Origin of the sequence: Salinigranum sp., from assembly GCF_041641895.1 — an archaeon.
Lineage (GTDB): Archaea > Halobacteriota > Halobacteria > Halobacteriales > Haloferacaceae > Salinigranum.
In genome coordinates this window covers 21,493-41,047 of sequence record NZ_JBEPXO010000026.1, presented here as the reverse complement: position 1 = coordinate 41,047, position 19,555 = coordinate 21,493, and the positions used below count along the sequence as shown (strand labels likewise).

Genomic DNA, 19,555 nt, shown 5'->3' with positions numbered 1-19,555 from the left:
GCGAGCGGAGTATTTCAGCGTTCGTCCCCGGCTATCACGTCTGGACTCGGCCCGTGGACCGAACTCCACTCCTACTTGACGCTTCGCCCCCGACTATCACCGCTGAGTCGAGGCGATCGGGGGGGGGCAGGACCCGTCGATTTTTCACCTCACGGCTCCCCCGTCACGGTATGGACACCGACGAAGTCGAGCGGCTCATCGAAGCAGGCATCGAGGACGCCGAGGCGACGGTCACGACGCCCCGGAACCCGGACCAGGAGTTCGAGGACGCCCACTTCGCGGCCGTCGTCGTCTCGCCCGCCTTCGCGGGGAAGTCGCTCGTCCAGCAGCACCAGATGGTGTACGACGCGCTCGAAGGGCACATGACGACCGACATCCACGCGATGGAGATGAAGACCTACACTCCCGAGGAGTACGAGGAACACGCCGGCGGGGTGTGAGCGCGGCGCGCCCGGCCCGCGGCGGCCGGTTCAGTTCTCGGTGATGCGTCCCTCGGTGGTCGGGGCGATGGTACCGTCCGCCTCGACGGCGTCGACGACCACCGTCGCGAGGAGCGGTCCGTCGTCCGCGCCGACTTGTCGCGGGACGTCAGTGAACATGGCGTAGCCGTCGCCGCCGCCGGCGACGAAGTTGTTCGTCGCGAGCGTGTACGTCGCGTCGAGGTCGAGCGCCGACCCGCCGACCGTCACGTCCGCGGGGTCGACGCGTTCGCCGACGGGCGCGCTCGGCGTCCACGCGAACGACAGCCCACTGACCTGCGGGAAGCGTCCTTCGAGGTTCGCGACGCCGCTGACGCCGTTCTCCAGCGCGTCGTGGAGTTTCTGGCCGGTCACTTCGAGTTTCACGACGGTGTTGCCGAACGGCAGGATGTCGAAGACGAGGCGTTTCGAGACGTCGAGCGGCCCCTCGTACAGTGTGTCGGTCCGGATCCCACCGCCGTTCATCAGGCCGACGTCCGCGTCGACGACTGCTCGCTTGGCGTCGGCGACGTAGTTGCCCGAGTTCGCTTCCTCGGTTCTCACCGTCGACCGACGCGTATCGAACGTCGCGCCGGATTCGAGTTCGCCGACGACTTCGCCGAGCGCGGCGTCGAGGCCTTCCTCGTAGAACGACTGGACGTTCCCGACCGCCTGGCTCGGCTCGAACGACTCGCCCGACGTCGCCTCGGCGACGTCGTGGAGCGTGAAGTCGACGGCCGCGACCGATCCCCGTACGACATCGAGGGTGAGTTCGCCGAGATACTCGTAGGAGTCGCCGACGAACGAGAGGACCGTGTCGTTGATCACCTCGGGTTCTTCGAGCACCTGCGCGGCGTGGTCGCCGACGATCGCGTCGATGCCGTCGACGTTGCGCGCCAGGTCGCGGGCGACTGGACTGGAGAGGTGCGACAGTACCACGACGATGTCCGCGCCCGCCGCGCGCATCTGTGGGGCGACCTCCCGCATCGCTTCGTCGACGGGGACGACCGTGTTGTCGCCGAGGCTGGTGATCTCGGGTGCCTCCTCGTTGATGAGACCGGTGATGCCGACGTCGAGTCCGCCGACCTCGTGGACGACGAACGGCGCCGCGCCGGCGTCGGCGGCGAACACCTGTTCGCCCGAGGGGTCGCGCATGTTCGCGCTGACCCACGTGAAGTGACTCTCCGCGACCTGCTGGCGGAGCACCTCGGGCCCCATGTCGAAGTCGTGGTTGCCGAACGTGTCGTACGCGAGGTTGCCCGCGTTGAACGCGTCGACGACGTGGACGCCGTCGAACACCGACGAGAGGACCGAGGAGGCGAGGTCGTCGCCGTTACCAACACGCACGGCGTTCGGGTTCTCCCCGACCACGTCGCGCATCAACCCGAAGTAGTCGGCCGCGTCCACCTCGTCGTGCGAGAGGGTCCCGTGGACGTGCGTGTCGTGGAGGAACGTGATAGACCCCGACCCTCCGCGGCCGCGCCCCGCCCGTCCGTCCGACCGCTGGTCGGGGAACTGCCCGCGGATCTCTCCGTCGGGATACGCCGTGGTGTGGACGTTCACGTAGGCGTCGCCGGCCTCGAGGTCGTCGACGAGCGCCTGGAACGGCCGTTCGGCGAGCGGACCCTGGAGGTCGCTCTCGGTGAGTCGCCCCGTCGCCAGAACGCCGGATTGCCGCCCGTCCGTGGTCGGCCCGTCGAACAGTGTCGCGACCGGTGGCCCGTTCTCGTCCGGCCCTCCACGGTGAACGTGGGCGGCAGTGACGTCGTCGATGTTCGCGACGGTGAGGCGGTACTCGAGTTCGGTCGCGGCGTCGTTCAGGGAGAACGTCGCGCGGCCGCGGCCGCGACTGTCCACCGACGGGACCTCGGCAGCGCCCGTGAGGACGACCGTCCGGTACCGCTGTGGGTCCTCGAGCGCCGCCGCCGACTCGACGCCGGTCGCCCCCAGGGTCGCCAGCGCGCCACCCGCACCCAGCGCGCGCAGGAACGTTCGCCTGCTCGTCCCCCCGGTGAGGTCCTCATCTGCCTCGTCCGCCTCGTCGTGGGAGTTGTTGCCACTTGCCATTGTTCTGGATTCGACACGGTTTCGAGACACAAAATGACACCGATTTACCACCTTCTCCCCGCGGTGGCTGTCGGACGACGACACGGTTTTCCGACGGCGTGGAGAAGCGGTCACGTGTATCGACGCGTCGACCGTCCGCGACACAGCCGAGTGGGCTGATGCTCGCCGAGTCGTTCCGATATCCGCTCGCCGACAGCGACGCCCGGGACGCCGTGGCCATCTGTTCGGGGCTCGTCCTGGTCACGCTCCTCTCGCTCCGTGCGGCACGCGCGCTGTGGCCCGACCTGCTCGCTCTCGTCCCCGCCGCCCTCGCGGTCGGTCCGGCGGTGCTGTTCGCCGGCTACCTGGGACGCGTGCTCGGCGGAGACTCGGCCACAGGGACGGTTGCCTTCTCGTGGTCCGCCCGGAGTGTCCGTCTCGGCGTCCGGGTGGTCGTCGTCGCCGCCGTCTACCTCCTGCCGGCCGTGGCGGCGCTCGCGCTCACCGCGTTCGTGGTTCTCAACGGGGGCGGGATGCTTCTGACCCTCGCACCCACCCTCGCGCTCCTCGTCACCGTCGCGGCCTGCTACGTGCTCCCCGCCGCGGTGACTGCCGCCGGGCGGAACGGCCTTCGCTCGGGCTTCAGGCGGTCGTCGCTCGACAGACTCGCCAACGGGTCGTACTTCTTCGCGTGGACGGTGGCGACGGCGCTCGTCGTCAGCGCGTGGAGCCTCCTCACCGCCGCGCAGTCGGCGACGCCCGCCGCGGTGGCGCTCGTTGTCGTCTTCGCGTACGCACACGTGGTCGGTGCGCGACTCGTCCGTGACGGACTCGAGCGAAGCCGGTGGGAGCCGGCGTGAGCGAAGGACGCGAGAGCGGCGAGAGCGGTGACGGTCCGGTCAGTTCGACGGCGCGTCGGCGAGAGCGTCCTCGTCGACGATGGTCCGGTTGTGGAGTGCCTCCCCGGTCCGGCGGTCGAAGACGTGGATGGCCTCCTCGGGGAAGCGGACGACGACGCTCTGCCCGCGGCTGAACTGGCGCATGCTGTTCGTCGTCGCGACGACTGCGTCGTCCGGGTCGCGGTCCCCGAACGTCAGGTACACCGTGTTCTCGTCACCCATCGGTTCGACGACGTCGACCTCGGTCTCGAAGTCGTGGGGGCCCGACGCCTCGGCGACGAGTTCGATGGCCTCGGGACGGATACCGAAGACGAGGTCGGTCTCGCCGCCGAGGTCCGCTGCGACCTCCTCGGAGACGGGGTACTCGAACGAGTCGGCGACCAGCGTCTCCCCGTCGAAGTCGACGTCGAAGAAGTTCATCGACGGTTCGCCGAGGAAGCCCGCGACGAAGACGTTGGCGGGTTCGTGGTAACACTCCAGCGGCGTCGCCACCTGCTGGAGTTCGCCCCCGTCGAGGATGGCGATGCGGTCGCCCATCGTCATCGCCTCCGTCTGGTCGTGGGTCACGTACATCGTGGTGACGCCGAGGTCGTCCTGTAGCCGCTGGAGTTCCGTCCGCATCTGCGCGCGGAGCTTCGCGTCGAGGTTCGACAGCGGTTCGTCCATCAGGAACACCTCGGGGTCGCGCACGATGGCGCGCCCGAGGGCGACGCGCTGTTGCTGGCCGCCGGAGAGGTCCCGGGGCCTGCGGTCGAGGAGGGGAGACATGTCGAGCAGTTCGGCCGTTTCCTCGACGCGCTCGCGAATCTCGGCGTCCGAGAGGCTCGTGCTCTCTTCGAGGCCGAACGACATGTTCTGCCGCACGCTCATGTGCGGGTAGAGCGCGTACGACTGGAACACCATGGCGATGTCGCGGTCCTGCGGTTTGACGTCGTTGATGACCCTCCCGTCGAGGCTGATGGTGCCGCTCGAGACCGTCTCGAGGCCGGCGACCATCCGGAGCGTCGTCGACTTCCCGCAGCCGGAGGGACCGACCACGACGAGGAACTCGCCGTCCTCGATGGACACCGTCACGTCGTCGACTGCGACGACTTCGGAATCTCCGTCCTGATACACCTTCGTGAGCGAATCGAGTTCGAGTGCTGCCATGGGTTATTGTCTCCTGTTGTCCACCGACGCTACTGGAGCTATCGGCGTAGTACGGTCGTGAACGGTCTGCACGTGGCGGATCACGTCGCCACCCCCTCGGCGAACTCCTCGCCGAACATGATGTACACCGCGAGGGTCGGGAGCGCCGCGAAGAACGCCCCGGCCATCCGGAGTCCGAAGTCCTGTCCCTCGAGCGACTGGCCCAGCCCCGCGAGGATGAGGACGACGGGGGCGGCGGCGCTCGACTCCGTCGCGACGAGGATGAGCGTGAAGAGCAGGTCGTTCCAGATCTGGGTGAACTGGTAGATGAGGACGACAGCGAACATCGGCGTCGACAGGGGGAAGACGATGCGCTGGTACACGCGCCGGAGCGTCGCCCCGTCGAGTCGTGCGGACTCGACCATCTCCGTGCTGATGTTCTTGTAGTACGAGCGGAACAGGATGGTGCAGATGGGGATGCCGTAGGCGACGTGGGTGACGATGAGTTCGAGGATGCCGACGTAGTCGTTGTTGATGCCCGCGGCCCAGAGGAACGACAGCCACTCCTCTAGGGGAGCGACCTGCGCCCAGAACTGGCTCAGCGGGACCAGCACGGCCTGGTACGGGATGAAGATGCCGGCGACGAACAGCGCCAGGAGCGGGGCCTTGTAGCGCATCCGCCAGTTGGTGATGGTCAGCCCGTACGCGGTGATGCTCCCGAAGAACGCCGAGAGGATGGTCGCCGGCACCGCGTAGAGCAGGCTGTTGCCCATGCCCCGCAGGAGGGCGTCCACGGCCGTCTGCCACTTCTCGGTCGTGAACCCGCCGCCGCCCGGGGGGGCGAACGGGGCCGTCTCGACGACGGCGGTGTTGGTCTTGAACGAGGTGACGAGCCCCGACTCGATGGGCGTCAGGTAGAACGCCGCCATCCCGGCGAGGACGACGTACAGGCCGACCCGGTAGAGGTCGAGCCCCGAGAACCGAGCGCCGAACGAGGTGTCGGTGCTCATAGGTTCCCCCTCCGGAACTGGTAGGCGAGATACGGTCCGATGACCGACAGCGCCATCCCGAAGAGGATGATGGCCAGCGCCGCACCGTACGCCCAGTTCTGATTCGAGTACGCCTCGCGGACCATCTTCGTCGCCAGGATGTCCGCGCCGTTCGGCGGCCGGTAGTTGGCGTTCAGCGAGTAGAGGAAGTCGAACGCCTTCAGCGCGAACACCATCAGGACCACGGCGGCCCCGATGGTCGCGCTCTTGAGCTGAGGGACGATGACCCGCCAGTACATCTTCAGGGTGGAGGCGCCGTCGACCTTCGCGGCCTCGTAGTGTTCGGTCGGAATCGCCCGGAGCCCGGCGAGGTAGACGACCATCGCGTAGCCCGAGAACTGCCACATCAGCGCGAAGATGACCGCCCACAGAACGATCTGCTGGTTACCGATCCAGTCGATGGGTCCGACGCCGACAGTCCCGAGGAGGATGTTGACGACGCCGTTGTTGAAGTTGTACATCCACAGCCAGAACTGGGCGGTGACGACGAACGAGAGGCTCATCGGCAGCAGGTAGAGAGTCCGGAACGTGTTCTCGAACCGGATGCCGCGGTCGATCAGGATAGCGAGCACGAGACCGAGTGCCAGCGTCGCGACGGTGAACGCGACGAGCAGGATGACCGTGTGTACCGCGGCGTCGACCGCACCGGAGTCGGTCGCCGCCCGGACGTACATCTCGAAGTCGAGGTTCCCGTAGTTCGGCGCCTGTGCGAACCCCTCGTAGTCCGTGAGGGAGATGAGGAGGTTCCAGAGGATGGCGCCGTAGACGAACAGTCCGACGAGGAGGAACGCCGGGAGCCAGAACGGGAGCGACTCGACGAAATCCTGGCCGAGTCGGTCGTCGACGGCACCGACGAGTCGGTCGACCCCACCGGACCGCGACGACGAGTCGGTCACGACGCCGCCGTCGGTGGCCACGCTCCCCGACGAGGCGCCGCTCGCTCCGCTCGCGGAACCGCCGTCGGCGCGTGCTGCGTCCGACGAGGTTCCGCTGGCCTCACTGTCGCGCTCGGTGCCTTCACCCGGGAGTAGCCGTCGAAGCCTGCGAAAAATTCGGGACATGAGTCGGTGTGGACTCCTCGGTTAGTTCGAGACCGCGTCGAGGAAGCCCTGCGTCGCGGCGTCGACGTTGTACGGGCCGGTGAACTCCGAGGAGATGACCTCGTTGAGCGCGGTCATCTTCTCACGCGTGACCGCGAGGCCGTGCTGGAGCGTCGGCGGTCGCTGCTCCGCGTTCGCGAAGTCCTCCGCGGTCTCCTGGAGGTAGGGGCCGAACTCGCCCATGTCCACGTCGGTCCGCGTCGGGATGGACCCCTTGAACTGGTTGAACGCGATCTGCGCCTCGGGGCTGCCGACGAACCCGAGGTACGTCTTGGCCTTCTCGGGGGTCGGGTTGTTCGACGGGTAGAGGAACGAGTCGAAGTGGAGCGTGTACATCCCCTCCGTCCCGGGGAACGTCTTGAAGCCCCAGTCCTCGTCGTACGCGAAGTCCTCGGCGTTGCGGTACGCGCCCGCGGCCCAGTTACCCTGGTGGATGAACGCCGCGTTCCCGTTGATGATGTTCTGGTTCGACTCGGTGAGACCGATGGAGGACGCGTCCGCCGAGATGTAGTTCTCGAGGACCGTCTTCGTCGACTCGAACGTCGCCCGGACCGCCTCCTCCGGGCCTTCACCGTTGATGAAGCTCATGTACGCGTCGTAGCCTTCCTGCCCGAGCATCATCGCGGCCCAGAGCTGTGTCGTCGTCCAGGTGCCGGACATGCCGTGCGTGAACGGGATCTTGTCCGTCTCCGTCGCGACGGTGTCGAGGGCGTCGACGAGCGCCGAGACGCTGTTGAGCGAGTCGGGGTCGACTCCCGCCTCCTCGACGACCGAGACGTTGTAGAACAGGCAGTTCAGGCGGTGCGAGCCGAGCGGGACCGCCCGGAAGCTCCCACCCTGCTGGTGGAGGTCGACGGCCTCGTCGACCATCACCTCGGAGAAGTTGTTCTCCGACCAGACGTCGTCGACGGCGCCCAGTGCGCCCTCGTACCGCTGGAGGTTCTTGCCCGGCCAGTTCGCGAACGAACTCGGCGGGTCGCCGCTCTGCAGGCGGTTCGCGACGACGGCGTCGAGGTTCTCGTTCCCGCCCCCACCGATGGGGTTGAACTCGGCCTCGATGTCCGGATAGGCCTCGCCGAACGCGGACGCGAGTGCCTCTGCGGCTCTCGCCCCGTCCCCCCCGGTCCAGCCGTGGAGGACTTCGAGCGGCGCGCTCGACCCACCGCCGCCGGAGTCCCCACCACCGCCGTCGCCGCCACCGTCGCCATCAGAGCCACCGGAGTCGCCACCACTGCCACCGTCGCCACCTGAGCCACCGGAGTCGCCGCCGCCACCACCGCCGCCGGAACAGCCGGCGAGACCGGCCATACCGGCGGTGGTGAGCCCTGCGAGTGCGACGTACGTCCTCCGTGACATTCGTTCGTTATCGTCCATGGTTTTTCCTCCACGTCAGAGGCACTCAAAACCTTCGGGACGAACATTGTAAAAGTTTTCAAGCTTTATTCCATTTCGAGTCAAAATTCAATTTTCGGGCCGTGGTCGGATTATTTCTGCCGAGAGCGGCGAACGACGGCCCGAAACGATACCTCTCCGTCCGGTGGAACGACTGGCCGGTGTCCGTCGACGGTCCGCCGGGTGAACGGCAGTCTGGAGTGGGTCGACGGCGGGACGCGGCCGAGGACCGAGCGACGCCGAGTAGTGTGGCGGGGTCCGTCGGTGAACCGCGTCGCTGCTCGCCCGCGACGGCCCGTGACCGAACCGTGCCGCAAGAGTAGCTTTTAGGCGACGCGGCCGCGTTGCCCCGGGCATGAGTGACGAGTATCGCATCGAGCGGGACAGTCTCGGCGAGATGCAGGTACCGAAGGAGGCGTACTGGGGCGCACAGACCCAGCGTGCGGTAGAGAACTTCCCCATCTCGGGCATCACGTTCAGTCGGCGGTTCGTCCGGGCGCTCGGCGTGGTGAAGAAGGCCGCCGCGCAGGCGAACCGTGACCTCGGCCACCTCGACGAGGAGACAGCCGAGGTCATCGTCGACGCCGCCGACGAGGTCATCGCGGGCGACCACGACGACCAGTTCCCCGTCGACGTCTTCCAGACGGGGTCGGGGACCTCCTCGAACATGAACGCCAACGAGGTCATCGCGAACCGGGCCGCCGAACTCCTCGGCGAGGAGGTCGGCGACCGCGTCGTCCACCCGAACGACCACGTCAACTACGGTCAGTCGTCGAACGACGTCGTCCCGACGGCGATGCACGTCTCCGCGCTGGAGGCCGTCGAGAAGGACCTCCTGCCCGCTCTGGAGACACTCGCTGGGGCGCTGGGCGAGAAGGAAGCCGAGTTCGAACACGTCGTCAAGACGGGCCGCACCCACCTGCAGGACGCGACGCCCATCACCCTGGGCCAGGAGTTCGAGGGCTACCGGACCCAGGTCGAGAAGGGCATCACGCGCGTGGAGAACACGCGTGCACACCTCGCCGAACTCGCGCTCGGCGGCACCGCCGTCGGGACGGGGCTGAACACCGACCCCGAGTTCCCCGAACTCGCCGCCGAGTACATCTCCGAGGAGACGGGCGTCGAGTTCCGCGAGGCCGACAGCCACTTCGAGGCGCAGGCGGCACACGACGCCATGAGCGAGGCACACGGCGCACTACGGACCGTCGCCGGGTCGATGAACAAGATCGCGAACGACCTCCGCCTGCTCGCCTCGGGGCCGCGGAACGGCCTCGGTGAACTCGAACAGCCGGAGAACCAGCCCGGTTCGTCCATCATGCCGGGGAAGGTCAACCCGGTCGTCGCCGAGGCGGTCAACCAGGTCCACAAGCAGGTCGTCGGTAACGACGCGGCCGTCTCCGCGGGCGCCGCCGAAGGGCAGATCGACCTCAACCTCTACAAGCCCGTCCTCGCGCACAACTTCCTCGAGTCCGCCCAGTTGCTGTCGAACTCCGCGGAGGTGTTCGCCGAACGGTTCGTCGCCAAACTGGAGGCCAACGAGGACCACTGCGCCGACCAGGTGGAACGCTCGATGGCCCTGGCCACCGCGTTGAACCCCGCCATCGGCTACGACAAGGCCTCGAAGGTGGCGAAGCAGGCACTCGCCGAGGGGAAGACCGTCCGCGAGGTGGCTGTCGACGAAGGGTATCTCACCGAGGAGGAGGCCGACGAGGTGCTCGACCCGATGGCGATGACCCGTCGCGGCATCCTCGGCGACGACTGACGCCGCCGTGTCCGTCGTCCGCCACGACCGACGCCGGAAACGGTCCCGGGCGAGTCGTCGGGCGGCGCTGCAGTGTTCCCCACCCGTCGTCGTCCACGACTGGCCAGTGTCGGGGCCGTGTGGCGTCGGCGGTCCGTCTGACACGGTCTTGACAGTCTATCACACGGTCCGAACCCCTCGACGGGCCAGTCGGGCGATTTTCTTGCGTGTGAACTTTTCCCGAAACCGAAGAGAAGCGACATCTTGAAGCTACATGCAGATGTCTTTGTGCATATGGCGGGGATGCAGATTACAAAGCAGTCAGGCCGAGACATGCTCGTATGCCGAAAATGTGCCGCGGAGTTCCCCGAGGGACGGGCCACGAAGGACGGGTGGCACTACGAATGTCCCGAGTGTGGTGAGGCGGAAGGCATCGGTGAGGGACTCCGGCGACTCTAGGACGACTCTCGATTCTCCCGACGACGTCGCATCCCCCCCAGGACACCCGCCGCGATTCCGACGCCGAACCCCCCGACTGCGGCCCCGACGCCGAACCCGGGTGTCTCCGCTCGCGTCTCTGTCGTCGACGGACGCGTCTCACGCCCCGACGGCGCCGTCGTCTCGTGCTCCGTGACCGCGGACGACGTCTGCGTCGTCGTCTCTGTGCGCTCGCTCGTGACTCGCTGGACCGCCGGGTCGGTCGGATACGCGTCCAGCGCGTCGTTCGTCCCGTCCCCGTCAGTGTCTCTCAGCGTCGGGTCGGTCCGGGCCTCGCGCTCGCGGGCGTCCGACAGCGTGTCGCCGTCGGTGTCGGCCGCGAACGGGTCGGTCGGCGGCGTCGCAGACACCTCCGAACGACTAGTGAGGCCGTCGCCGTCGGGGTCCAGGTCACCACCCTGGACGTAGCGCGTCGGGTCGTCGGGCAGTGGTGGGAGGGCGTCCGTCGTGACGTAGCGGTCGAGCCACGGCTCGAGCGACTCCTCGCCTGTCGTCTCGACGACGGCGGCCCGGAAGGCCGCGTAGTCCTCGAACGATCTCTGGGCGACGAAGACGTCGTACAGCGTCGCGTCGGTCCGAGCACGGATTTCGGCGTCGAGCGCGGCGAGGACGTGCGCTCCCTTCTCGTAGTCGGCGAGCGTCCCGCGCCAGCTCTCGGGCTCCGCGAGGACGACTGCCGTCCGGTTCGGGGCGAACGAGTCGGCTCGCGTCTCCCGGTAGAACGCCTCGTAGCTGGTGCCGCCGACGTTCAGCACCGCGAGAGAGCCGTAGTACTCGGCGGTGGCCTCGGTGAGCCACGCCGCCGACCCGTTGCCGACGTCCCCGAGTCGGGAGTGGACGTACTCGTGAGCGAAGGCGTTCTCGACGCCCGACACGCTGGTCGCGTCGGCGGTCACCCAGAAGGCGTCGCCGTAGGCCTCGCCGGTCACGGTGGCCTCCTCCGTCCCCACCCGTCCCTCGTACGGGAGGACGAACACGACGAGGCGTTCCGAGCGAACGCCGAAGTCGAACCGGCCCCGCGCCCGTTCGAGGAACGTCCTGGCCGCCGAGACGTTCCCGTCGACCGCCCCGTCGCCGACGACGAACCGGACCGCCTCCCCCGAGGCGTTCGCCTCGACGGTGTCGTACGGCCCCATGAACGCCATGCGGTCGGTCGCGTAGCCCGACTCCTCGACCCGGGTCGTCGACACGAGGCGGGGACGTGTGCCGGCGTAGGTGACGTCGATGGCGGTCGGCGGCACTGTCGCGAACGCCCAGCCGTCGCGCTCGACGCCCCACTCGCTCGTCGAGACCCCCTCGGTCGCTACCTGGAGTTCGAACGTGAGCGTCGGAGTCGACGTCGACCGGGTCCACTCGAACGCCGTCTCGCTCCGGCGGTCGAACCCCTCGCGGTCGACGAGACTGATGGACGACCCGGTCAGGTCCGGGAGGCGGACCCGGAACGCCGTCACGCTCGGCGGGACGTCGTACGCCAGTTCGAGGCGGACGGTCCCGCGCGTCTCACCGCGGACGAACGTCTGTCGCTCCCTGATCTCCGGTTCGTGGCGCGACGGGACGACGGGGACGGTCGCACCCCCTGACGCACCGGTGGCTTCGGTGGCTTCGGTCGCGGCGGACGACGCTCCGGTGGCCACGACTGCGGCGCCCGCAGTCGAGGCGACGGCCGACGCCACCACGAGCGTGAGCACGAGGAGCGACAGGGCGCGCGTCCGTGACGACATCGGTCCCGCGTACGCGGACCGGCCACTTCAAGTCGCTCCTCTCCCGGTCCCGCTCCTGTCGCGCCCGGCCCGACGGCCGCGGGGCACCGCGAGCGGAACTGGGGCCTTTTTTACGCCCGCCGTCCGCAGGTGAGACCAATGAGCGCGTACGACTACGAGGACCTCGGACTCGTCGCTGGGCTCGAGATCCACCAGCAGTTGGACACCTCGCGCAAACTGTTCTGCGAGTGTCCGACCGAGCGCCGCGACCCCGAGGAGGCGGAGCGGACGCTCACCCGGTACCTCCACCCGACGAAGAGCGAACTCGGTGAACTCGACGACGCCGCGCTGGAGGAGAGCCGCGTCGACCGGGAGTTCGAGTATCTCGGCTTCGACACCACCTGTCTGGTCGAGGAGGACGACGAACCGCCCTCTCGACTCTCGCGCGAGGCGCTCGACGTGACGATGCAGATCGCCGCCCTGCTGGACATGGAGGTGGTCGACCAGGCGCACGTCATGCGGAAACTCGTCATCGACGGCTCGAACACCTCCGGCTTCCAGCGCACCACGCTCGTCGCCCAGTCGGGCGAGATTTCGACCTCGGAGGGACCGGTCTCGGTCGAGGACTTGCTCCTCGAAGAGGAGTCGGCCCAGCGGGTCGAAGCGACCGACAGCGGAGTGCGCTGGTCGCTCGACCGACTGGGAATCCCGCTCGTCGAAATCGGCACCGGACCGGACATCTCCTCGCCGGCGCAGGCGCGCGAAGCCGCCGAGACCATCGGGATGCTGCTGCGCTCCACGGGACAGGTGAAGCGCGGCCTCGGGACTATCCGCCAAGACGTCAACGTCTCCATCGCCGACGGCGCCCGCGTCGAAATCAAGGGCGTCCAGGCGCTCGATGACATCGACGACATCGTCCGCCTCGAGGTCCAGCGGCAGGTGGAACTCCTCGCTATCCGTGACCACCTCCGTGAGCGAGACGCCGCGGTCGGCGACCCGCAGGACGTCGCGTCGGTGTTCGAGGACACCGACTCGGGCGTCGTCGCCAGCGCGCTCTCGTCGGGCGGAACGGTCGGCGCGGTCCGTCTGGCGGGGTTCGACGGCCTCGTCGGCCACGAACTCCAGCCCGACCGCCGCCTCGGGACCGAACTCTCGGACCACGCGAAGCGACACGGCGCGGGCGGCGTCTTCCACACCGACGAACTGCCGGCTTACGGCGTCACCGAGGCGGAGGTCGAAGCGCTGCGCGAGGCGGTCGATGCCGGCCCCGAGGACGCCGTCGTCATCGTCGCCGACGACACCGAGACGGTCGATTTGGCCATCGAGGCCGTCGCCGAGCGCGCCCGTGCCGCCATCGAGGGCGTCCCCGAGGAGACACGCGACGCGCTGGAGGACGGAACCACGCGCTACCTCCGTCCGCTCCCCGGCGCGGCGCGGATGTACCCCGAGACGGACGTCCCGCCGGTCGAACCGGACCCCTCCGAGGTCGAGGTCCCGGAACTGCTCACCGACAAGACCGAGCGGTACCAGTCCGAGTACGGTCTCGGGGCTGGCCTCGCCGAGCAGGTGGCGTACGGCCGGCGGTTCACCCTGTTCGAGGCCGCCGTCGACGAGGGGGTCGACCCCACGCTCGCGGCCAACACGCTCGAGTCGACGCTGACCGAACTCCGCCGCGACGACGTGCCCGTCGAGCGACTCACCGACGACCACCTCGTGAACGTCCTCCTGCTCGTCGACACCGGTGAACTGGCCAAAGAGGGCATCGGCGACGTGCTCACCGTCCTCGCGGAGAACCCCGACCTGACAGCCGAGGAAGGCGTTGAAGAGGCCGGCCTCGCCGGCGTCGACGACGACGAGGTCCGCGAGGCGGTGGCCGAAGTGGTCGAGCGGAACGCCGACCAGGTCGAGGCCGAGGGGATGGGCGCGTTCTCGGCGCTCATGGGCGAGGCGATGGGCGCGCTCCGCGGGAAGGTCGACGGTGGCCAGGTGAGCGACATCCTGCGCGAGGAGATACAGAAGCGGGCCTGAGACGGGCGTCGCGGCCGACAGTTCCCGACGGCGCGGGGGGACGGGACGGGCTCGAACGGCGCCTCACTCTCGCTCCGTGGGCAGCATCGACGTGAAGACGCGCTCTTCTATCTTCCGGAGGTGAGCCCCCACGGTCGACGGGGAGAGGTCGACCGCCGCGGCGACGTCCTCGTGCGTCGCCTGCCGCGGTGCCCGGTAGTAGCCGAGGTCGACGGCAGTCGACAGAACCTCCTGCTGTCGGGCGGTCAGCGAGCGCAGGAACCGCTCCGTCCCCGGGTCGTACTCGCCGGCCTCGACGACGTCGAAGGTGAACGAGCCCAGCCCCGACCCCACCCGAAACAGGCGCTCGAACGCCTGCTGGTCGCCGATGACAGTCATCCGCTGTGAGCCGTCCGGTTGAAACAGCATCGGCGTCTCGACGACCACCTCCGCCTCGTGCGTCCACTCCAAAACCTGTCTGACGGACTCCGAGGAGTCGAGCCGACTCACCGCCATCCAGCGTTCTGTCCCCGACGCCATGTACTCCACGACGGACGGCGACGACGACATGATCTCCTCGTACCGTTCGCGGTCACCGACCGCCTCAGCGAGTAACAGTACCGTCCCGTCGTCGAGCAGTTCGACGTGGTGGATGGCCTCCCGCCGAATCGACGGCTCGTCGCACAGTCGCTCTCCGAGCGGGTGGAACCCCTGTCCCTCGGCCGGCGAGAGCCGAAGCGTCACGTACCGCATACCGGCACTCGCCGACCGACTCTCTTAAAACGACGTGGATGACCGCCAGAAGCCCGTTGCGGTCACCGCCCGTCGGTGGAGACATGGAGACGAATCAGTCCTCGACGGCCGTGGATCAGCTCTCCTCCCGCCGGCCCGCCGGTCCGCCCGACGACCGGCCTCCGGTAGCCATCGTCGGCGGGGGCATCTGCGGGCTCACGACCGCAGTCGCGCTCGAACGGCGCGGCGTCTCACCGACGGTGTACGAGGCCGCCTCGGAGTACGGACCCGTCGGTGCCGGCATCCTGCTGCAGACGAACGCCATGCTCGTCTTCGACCGCCTCGGCCTCGCCGCCCGCATCCGAGATGCCGGGACACCACTCGACGGTGGTGGCCTCCGGGCGACGGACGGCGAGTTCCTGACGCGGTTCGACCTCGACGCGGTCGAACGGCGCGACTTCGGGTACGGCTTCGTCGCCGTCCGACGCGCGGACCTCCTGCGGATACTGCGGGACGAACTCGGTACGGACGTGCGGACCGGGAAGGAGTGTGCCGACGTCGTCGGGACCGACCCTCCTGTCGTCCGGTTCGAAGACGGCACGACGGTCCAGCCCGCGGTGCTCGTCGGGGCAGACGGGATTCGCTCGGCGGTCCGCGAAGCGGTCGCACCCGGTCTCACCCCCCGCTCCCTCGACGCGGCCGCGTACCGTGCGCTCGTCTCGCTGGACCTCCCCGATCCTCACCGGACGGAAGGGTTCGAGGTCTGGGGCCGCGGGACCTACACCGGTGGGTCACCCGTCGACGACGACCGGTTCTACTGGTTCGTGACGGCACCGGCACCGCTCGTTCACGACCGGGCGTCCCCCCCGGCGCTCGAGACGGCACTTCGGGAGCACCTGGCCGGTTACCCGGAACCGATTCCGGCGCTTCTCGACGGACTCGACCCGAGCGACGTCGTCCGAACCGACCTCGAAGACCTCCCGCCGCTCGAGGCGTGGTCGCGTGACCGCGTCGTCCTCGCCGGCGACGCCGCACACGCCATGCTCCCCTTCGCCGGCCAGGGTGCCGCACAGGCCGTCGAGGACGGCCTGATGCTCGCCGACGCGATTGCCACGCACGACACGCACACGGCCGCGTTCGCGGCGTACGAGCGGGAGCGTAAGCCACGCGCCGACCGCGTCCGGACCGAGTCCCACCGCCTCGGGCGACTCGGGACGATGCAGTCCGGCCTCGGCTGTCGCCTCCGTAACGCCGCCGTCGCCGCCGTCCCCGACGCGGTCGTTCGACGGCGTCGCCGCCGACAGGTCGCCGGGACGTCTCTCCCGCGCCGACACACAGGGGCGAACGACACGGCCTTGGCCTCGCGGGGTGACTGACCGTGGCCGACAACCGAACCGACGACGAGTCGGCGCACGATGTTCCCGGCGAGGACGGGGACGAGGACCCCCGAACGGACGGCGCCGGCGTCGTCGCGCCGGATACCGAGACGCCGACCTGGGACGAGCGAAAGACACGACAGGTCGGTCTCTCGCGGCTCACGTACGAGTACTTCGAGCGCGCCCGTCGGGAGGACCAGGACCTCCGGGGGGAGTCGACGTACGTCGAACGCGACGTGCTCGGCTTCCCGACGTGGCCCCACGAGGTCGTTCGGAACCTCTCCATCGCCTCGTTCTTCGTCGGGATGGTCCTGTTCCTCGCCGCGACGATGCCGCCGCACATCGGGCCGCCCGCCGACGGGTCGACCACGCCCGCGGTCATCCTGCCCGACTGGTACCTCTACTGGTCGTTCGGCCTGCTGAAACTGGGCCCGCTCAACCCCGAACTGGCCGTCCTCGGGGGTCAGAAACTGCTCGGGGACCGCCCGTACGGCGTGTTGGCGAACCTCGTCGTCGTCGGGGTCATCACGCTCGTTCCGTTCCTGAACAAGGGGTCGGCCCGTCGACCGGTCGAACAGCCGTTCTGGTCGGCCGTCGGCGTCGCCGGCGTCGTCTTCGCGTTCACCATCAGCGTCTACTCCGCGAAGAACCTCGTACCGATGAACGTCGACCTGCTGTTCGACCTGACGTTCCTGCTCCCACCCGTCGCGGGCGTCGTCGCCTACGCGGTGCTGAAGACGATGCGCGAGGGGTACATGTACGACCTCAACCGCCGCTACTACCGGCTCCGCCCGCCGAAGTGAACGTCCCGGGCGTTCGGTTCGGGCGGGGCGGCTGACGACGCCGGCACCCGGAGCCGGCAGCCTTGCAGGGCCAGGCCAGTCCCTTTTCACTGTCCGGTCACTGGCGTGACTGTCGCTTCTCTCATATGACGCACACAGCAATCGTCGAGGATACGTACCCGTTGACGCACCGCGTGAGTGGCTTCCGGTTGCGGGTTCCGGACCACACGTTCGACTACCACCCCGGCCAGCACACCACGGTTCGGTTCGACTCCGGCGACGAGAGGGTGGTCCGACCGTACACGCCGACGAACCTCCCTGGCACCGACCAGCTCTCGCTCACCGTCAGGCGTTACGATGACGGCCTCGCCTCCTCGTACCTGCACACGAAACGCCCGGGCGACGAGGTGACCCTCGGCGAACTCAAGGGGAACCTGCGCCTCGCCGACACCGACCGTGACGTGGCGTTCCTCTCGACGGGGACGGGCATCACACCCATGCTCGCGATGCTCCGTCAGTATCTCCGGGAGGGCACCGGCGAGGCGACGTTCCTCTTCGGCGAGCGCGACGAGTCGACGCTCATCCACCGGGAGACGTTGAACGAACTCGCGGCCCAGCACGCCGCACTCGACGTGACGTTCACGCTGTCGGACCCGAACTGGGAGTGGACGGGCCGTGCCGGCTACGTCCAGGAACACCTCGAGTCGGCAGTCGACGACTTCGAAGAGACCGACTGCTACGTCTGTGGCGTCCCGGAGATGGTCGTCGACACGAAAGAGCGCCTGCGGGAACTCGGTGTTCCGGACGAACGGATTCACAGCGAGGGGTGGGAAGACGGCGCCGTCGACGAGTCCTGACCCGGTCAGCTCTCACCCTGCGCGCGACGGCCGTCTCGCTCGGCGGTCGGAGCCGTGAGACCCTCGGCAGGTCGGCCGAGCGCGACGCCACAGGCCCGTCCGAGGAGGACGCCGGCAGCACGGTCCGCCGACGCGCCCCACGCGGGCCGGGGCGTGGGCGACCCTCGCAGGAGTCGTGGGTCAGTCGTCGACCAGTTCCGCCAGCAGCGTGTCGAGGCTGTAGCTCTCCAGGGGACGGGTGCTGTCGCGGATACTCGCGATGACGAACGTCGAGTTCGTGCGTTCGACCTCGGGGACGGACTCGAAGTCGCGGACGAGTCGTTCGACGTCGTCGCTGTCGGGGAGGCGCGCGACTACCACGAAGTCAGTCTCGCCCATCGTGAAGTACAGCTGAGTGACTCCCTCGACGTCGAGCAGTTGCTCGGAGACGTCCTCGTACCGGTCGTAGCTCGCGAGCACCTCGACGATGACCGTCACCCCGAGACCGAACGCGTCCAGGTCGACGTCGTAGAGGTCGTTCTCGACGACGCCCGCCTCGCGGAGGTTGTTCAGCCGGTAGTGGATGGTCGAGACGGGGATACCCGTCTCCTCGTGGAGTTTCTCGGGACTCCCCGTGCCGAGGTCCGAGATGGCCTTCAGGAGCGTGATGTCGCGCTCGTCCATGCGGAGTGGATACCGGTGTGGGGGACTTGAATCTCTGTGTCTACGAGCGAGTCGGTGTCGAAACAGGACCGGTGTAGCGGGCGAATCTAGAAGGAACGTTCAACCACGACTCGGGTCGTTGTAGAAGGCCTTAACAACGGTCACCTATTCAGTTCGAACTGAATACCGCTATAATGGAAATAATTGAAACGAAAATACAATCAACACCCGTCCTCTTCGTCTTGCTTGCTACGTTCTGGGGAACCTCGTTCGTCGCCATCGACGTCGGCCTCGAACGCGTGCCGCCGCTGTTGTTCGCCGCCGCCCGGTACGACGTCGCCGGCCTCGCCGTTCTCGGCTACGTGCTGTTCACCCGCGAGCGGTGGCTCCCCCACGCACGGGGCGAGTGGCTCTCTGTGTTCGTCGGTGGCGTGCTCCTCATCGCCGCCTTCCACGCGCTGTTGTACCTCGGCCAGGGGTACATCTCTGGCGCAGTCGCCGCGATCGTCGTGAGCCTCGTCCCGCTGTTGACGGCCGTCTTCGACCACTCTCTCCTCGGTGAGCGCCGGCTCGAACCTGTCGGCGGTGCCGGGCTGGCGTTCGGGTTCGTGGGTGTCGTGGTCGTCGCGAACCCCACGCCGGGGGCGCTCGGCTCCACCGCCGCGCTCGGTGTCGGACTCGTCTTCCTCGCGGCCACCGCGTTCGCCCTCGGCAGCGTCGCAACCCGGTCGCTGTCCACCGACCTCTCGCTCCTCGCCCAGCAGGCGTGGACGATGCTCGTCGGGGCCGCCGTCCTGCACGCCGCCAGTGTCCTCCGCGGCGAGTCGTTCGTCGCGTCCGCGTGGACCCCGTCCGTCCTCGTCGCGTTCGGCTACCTCACAGTCGTCTCGGGCGTCCTCGGCTTCCTGCTGTACTTCGAGCTCCTGGGGCGGGTGGGTCCGTCCGAACTCAACCTGGTCAACTACCTCGTCCCCGTCGTCACCGCGCTCGTCAGCTGGGCGGTCCTCGGAGAGGTACTCGACCCGACTGCCGCCGCGGGCTTCGCTGTCGTCTTCGCCGGGTTCGCCCTCCTCAAGCGCGACGCACTCCGGTGTCTCGTCCGGTCGCGGTGGGCCCTCGCGGACTGTTGAACCGCGTCGAGCCCTCCC

General features: G+C 68.4%; 17 protein-coding genes. 9 read left to right on the top strand and 8 right to left on the bottom strand.

The window, feature by feature from the left end; genetic code table 11:
- Nucleotides 1-170 precede the first annotated feature (170 nt).
- On the top strand, nucleotides 171-440 hold the full coding sequence (locus ACESK5_RS07670) for a BolA family protein (protein ID WP_372910965.1): 270 nt from the start codon (nucleotides 171-173) through the stop codon (nucleotides 438-440).
- A gap of 30 nt (nucleotides 441-470) precedes the next feature.
- Here the strand turns inward: ACESK5_RS07670 and ACESK5_RS07665 are convergent, their stop codons facing one another.
- Nucleotides 471-2,525 (bottom strand): 5'-nucleotidase C-terminal domain-containing protein, encoded by a 2,055-nt coding sequence (locus ACESK5_RS07665; protein WP_372910964.1) that lies wholly within the window; start codon nucleotides 2,523-2,525, stop codon nucleotides 471-473.
- A gap of 158 nt (nucleotides 2,526-2,683) precedes the next feature.
- Between ACESK5_RS07665 and ACESK5_RS07660 the strand changes: the two genes are divergently transcribed.
- Nucleotides 2,684-3,364, top strand: coding sequence for a hypothetical protein (locus ACESK5_RS07660; RefSeq protein WP_372910963.1), 681 nt, complete (start codon nucleotides 2,684-2,686; stop codon nucleotides 3,362-3,364).
- A 39-nt stretch (nucleotides 3,365-3,403) separates the two neighbouring features.
- On the opposite strand, the gene ACESK5_RS07655 is transcribed toward ACESK5_RS07660, so the two are convergent.
- From ACESK5_RS07655 to ACESK5_RS07640, 4 genes are all read right to left on the bottom strand, one after another.
- Nucleotides 3,404-4,552, bottom strand: a complete 1,149-nt coding sequence (locus tag ACESK5_RS07655; RefSeq protein WP_372910962.1) for an ABC transporter ATP-binding protein — start codon at nucleotides 4,550-4,552, stop codon at nucleotides 3,404-3,406.
- An 80-nt stretch (nucleotides 4,553-4,632) separates the two neighbouring features.
- Complete coding sequence (locus ACESK5_RS07650; RefSeq protein ID WP_372910961.1) at nucleotides 4,633-5,541, bottom strand: carbohydrate ABC transporter permease; 909 nt, start codon at nucleotides 5,539-5,541, stop codon at nucleotides 4,633-4,635.
- The gene (locus tag ACESK5_RS07645; RefSeq protein ID WP_372910960.1) at nucleotides 5,538-6,641 is read right to left on the bottom strand and encodes a carbohydrate ABC transporter permease; all 1,104 of its coding nucleotides are present in this window, start codon (nucleotides 6,639-6,641) and stop codon (nucleotides 5,538-5,540) included. Before ACESK5_RS07645 ends, ACESK5_RS07650 begins: the two co-directional genes overlap by 4 nt.
- Before the next feature lie 21 nt (nucleotides 6,642-6,662).
- Complete coding sequence (locus ACESK5_RS07640) at nucleotides 6,663-8,036, bottom strand: ABC transporter substrate-binding protein (RefSeq protein ID WP_372910967.1); 1,374 nt, start codon at nucleotides 8,034-8,036, stop codon at nucleotides 6,663-6,665.
- Nucleotides 8,037-8,427: 391 nt separating this feature from the next.
- On the opposite strand from ACESK5_RS07640, the gene ACESK5_RS07635 reads away from it, so the two are divergent.
- Nucleotides 8,428-9,834, top strand: coding sequence for a class II fumarate hydratase (locus tag ACESK5_RS07635; RefSeq protein ID WP_372910959.1), 1,407 nt, complete (start codon nucleotides 8,428-8,430; stop codon nucleotides 9,832-9,834).
- Nucleotides 9,835-10,107: 273 nt separating this feature from the next.
- Nucleotides 10,108-10,272, top strand: coding sequence for an HVO_2901 family zinc finger protein (locus ACESK5_RS07630; RefSeq protein WP_201741598.1), 165 nt, complete (start codon nucleotides 10,108-10,110; stop codon nucleotides 10,270-10,272).
- Here the strand turns inward: ACESK5_RS07630 and ACESK5_RS07625 are convergent.
- Entirely contained in the window at nucleotides 10,269-12,032 is a 1,764-nt protein-coding gene (locus tag ACESK5_RS07625) for a hypothetical protein (RefSeq protein ID WP_372910958.1), read from the bottom strand. The genes ACESK5_RS07630 and ACESK5_RS07625 overlap by 4 nt on opposite strands.
- Nucleotides 12,033-12,170: 138 nt before the next feature.
- Between ACESK5_RS07625 and gatE the strand changes: the two genes are divergently transcribed.
- A complete protein-coding gene (gene gatE, locus ACESK5_RS07620) occupies nucleotides 12,171-14,039 on the top strand; it encodes a Glu-tRNA(Gln) amidotransferase subunit GatE (protein WP_372910957.1) in 1,869 nt (622 codons plus the stop codon).
- 63 nt (nucleotides 14,040-14,102) lie between these two features.
- On the opposite strand, the gene ACESK5_RS07615 is transcribed toward gatE, so the two are convergent.
- Nucleotides 14,103-14,771 carry a helix-turn-helix domain-containing protein gene (locus ACESK5_RS07615; RefSeq protein WP_372910956.1) on the bottom strand — a complete coding sequence of 223 codons (669 nt, stop codon included), beginning with the start codon at nucleotides 14,769-14,771 and terminating at the stop codon, nucleotides 14,103-14,105.
- A gap of 83 nt (nucleotides 14,772-14,854) precedes the next feature.
- Between ACESK5_RS07615 and ACESK5_RS07610 the strand changes: the two genes are divergently transcribed.
- The 3 genes from ACESK5_RS07610 to ACESK5_RS07600 all read left to right on the top strand — a co-directional run bounded on the left by ACESK5_RS07610 (nucleotide 14,855) and on the right by ACESK5_RS07600 (nucleotide 17,765).
- A complete protein-coding gene (locus ACESK5_RS07610; protein WP_372910955.1) occupies nucleotides 14,855-16,126 on the top strand; it encodes an FAD-dependent monooxygenase in 1,272 nt (423 codons plus the stop codon).
- 2 nt (nucleotides 16,127-16,128) lie between these two features.
- Nucleotides 16,129-16,929: a cytochrome bc complex cytochrome b subunit gene (locus tag ACESK5_RS07605; protein WP_372910954.1), complete on the top strand. Its 801-nt coding sequence runs from the start codon at nucleotides 16,129-16,131 to the stop codon at nucleotides 16,927-16,929.
- Between the two features lie 125 nt (nucleotides 16,930-17,054).
- Nucleotides 17,055-17,765 carry a ferredoxin--NADP reductase gene (locus tag ACESK5_RS07600; protein ID WP_372910953.1) on the top strand — a complete coding sequence of 237 codons (711 nt, stop codon included), beginning with the start codon at nucleotides 17,055-17,057 and terminating at the stop codon, nucleotides 17,763-17,765.
- A gap of 180 nt (nucleotides 17,766-17,945) precedes the next feature.
- On the opposite strand, the gene ACESK5_RS07595 is transcribed toward ACESK5_RS07600, so the two are convergent.
- Nucleotides 17,946-18,428, bottom strand: a complete 483-nt coding sequence (locus ACESK5_RS07595; protein WP_372910952.1) for an Lrp/AsnC family transcriptional regulator — start codon at nucleotides 18,426-18,428, stop codon at nucleotides 17,946-17,948.
- Between the two features lie 173 nt (nucleotides 18,429-18,601).
- Here ACESK5_RS07595 and ACESK5_RS07590 point away from each other — a divergent pair, with 173 nt between their 5' ends.
- Nucleotides 18,602-19,537 (top strand): DMT family transporter, encoded by a 936-nt coding sequence (locus tag ACESK5_RS07590; protein WP_372910951.1) that lies wholly within the window; start codon nucleotides 18,602-18,604, stop codon nucleotides 19,535-19,537.
- Nucleotides 19,538-19,555 lie beyond the last annotated feature (18 nt).

Excerpts from the sequence above, each read along its gene's own strand:
- ACESK5_RS07670 (WP_372910965.1), top strand. The coding sequence starts at position 171 with ATGGACACCGACGAAGTCGAGCGGCTCATCGAAGCAGGCATCGAGGAC.
- ACESK5_RS07665 (WP_372910964.1), bottom strand. The coding sequence starts at position 2,525 with ATGGCAAGTGGCAACAACTCCCACGACGAGGCGGACGAGGCAGATGAG.
- ACESK5_RS07660 (WP_372910963.1), top strand. The coding sequence starts at position 2,684 with ATGCTCGCCGAGTCGTTCCGATATCCGCTCGCCGACAGCGACGCCCGG.
- ACESK5_RS07655 (WP_372910962.1), bottom strand. The coding sequence starts at position 4,552 with ATGGCAGCACTCGAACTCGATTCGCTCACGAAGGTGTATCAGGACGGA.
- ACESK5_RS07650 (WP_372910961.1), bottom strand. The coding sequence starts at position 5,541 with ATGAGCACCGACACCTCGTTCGGCGCTCGGTTCTCGGGGCTCGACCTC.
- ACESK5_RS07645 (WP_372910960.1), bottom strand. The coding sequence starts at position 6,641 with ATGTCCCGAATTTTTCGCAGGCTTCGACGGCTACTCCCGGGTGAAGGC.
- ACESK5_RS07640 (WP_372910967.1), bottom strand. The coding sequence starts at position 8,036 with ATGTCACGGAGGACGTACGTCGCACTCGCAGGGCTCACCACCGCCGGT.
- ACESK5_RS07635 (WP_372910959.1), top strand. The coding sequence starts at position 8,428 with ATGAGTGACGAGTATCGCATCGAGCGGGACAGTCTCGGCGAGATGCAG.
- ACESK5_RS07630 (WP_201741598.1), top strand. The coding sequence starts at position 10,108 with ATGGCGGGGATGCAGATTACAAAGCAGTCAGGCCGAGACATGCTCGTA.
- ACESK5_RS07625 (WP_372910958.1), bottom strand. The coding sequence starts at position 12,032 with ATGTCGTCACGGACGCGCGCCCTGTCGCTCCTCGTGCTCACGCTCGTG.
- gatE (WP_372910957.1), top strand. The coding sequence starts at position 12,171 with ATGAGCGCGTACGACTACGAGGACCTCGGACTCGTCGCTGGGCTCGAG.
- ACESK5_RS07615 (WP_372910956.1), bottom strand. The coding sequence starts at position 14,771 with ATGCGGTACGTGACGCTTCGGCTCTCGCCGGCCGAGGGACAGGGGTTC.
- ACESK5_RS07610 (WP_372910955.1), top strand. The coding sequence starts at position 14,855 with ATGGAGACGAATCAGTCCTCGACGGCCGTGGATCAGCTCTCCTCCCGC.
- ACESK5_RS07600 (WP_372910953.1), top strand. The coding sequence starts at position 17,055 with ATGACGCACACAGCAATCGTCGAGGATACGTACCCGTTGACGCACCGC.
- ACESK5_RS07595 (WP_372910952.1), bottom strand. The coding sequence starts at position 18,428 with ATGGACGAGCGCGACATCACGCTCCTGAAGGCCATCTCGGACCTCGGC.
- ACESK5_RS07590 (WP_372910951.1), top strand. The coding sequence starts at position 18,602 with ATGGAAATAATTGAAACGAAAATACAATCAACACCCGTCCTCTTCGTC.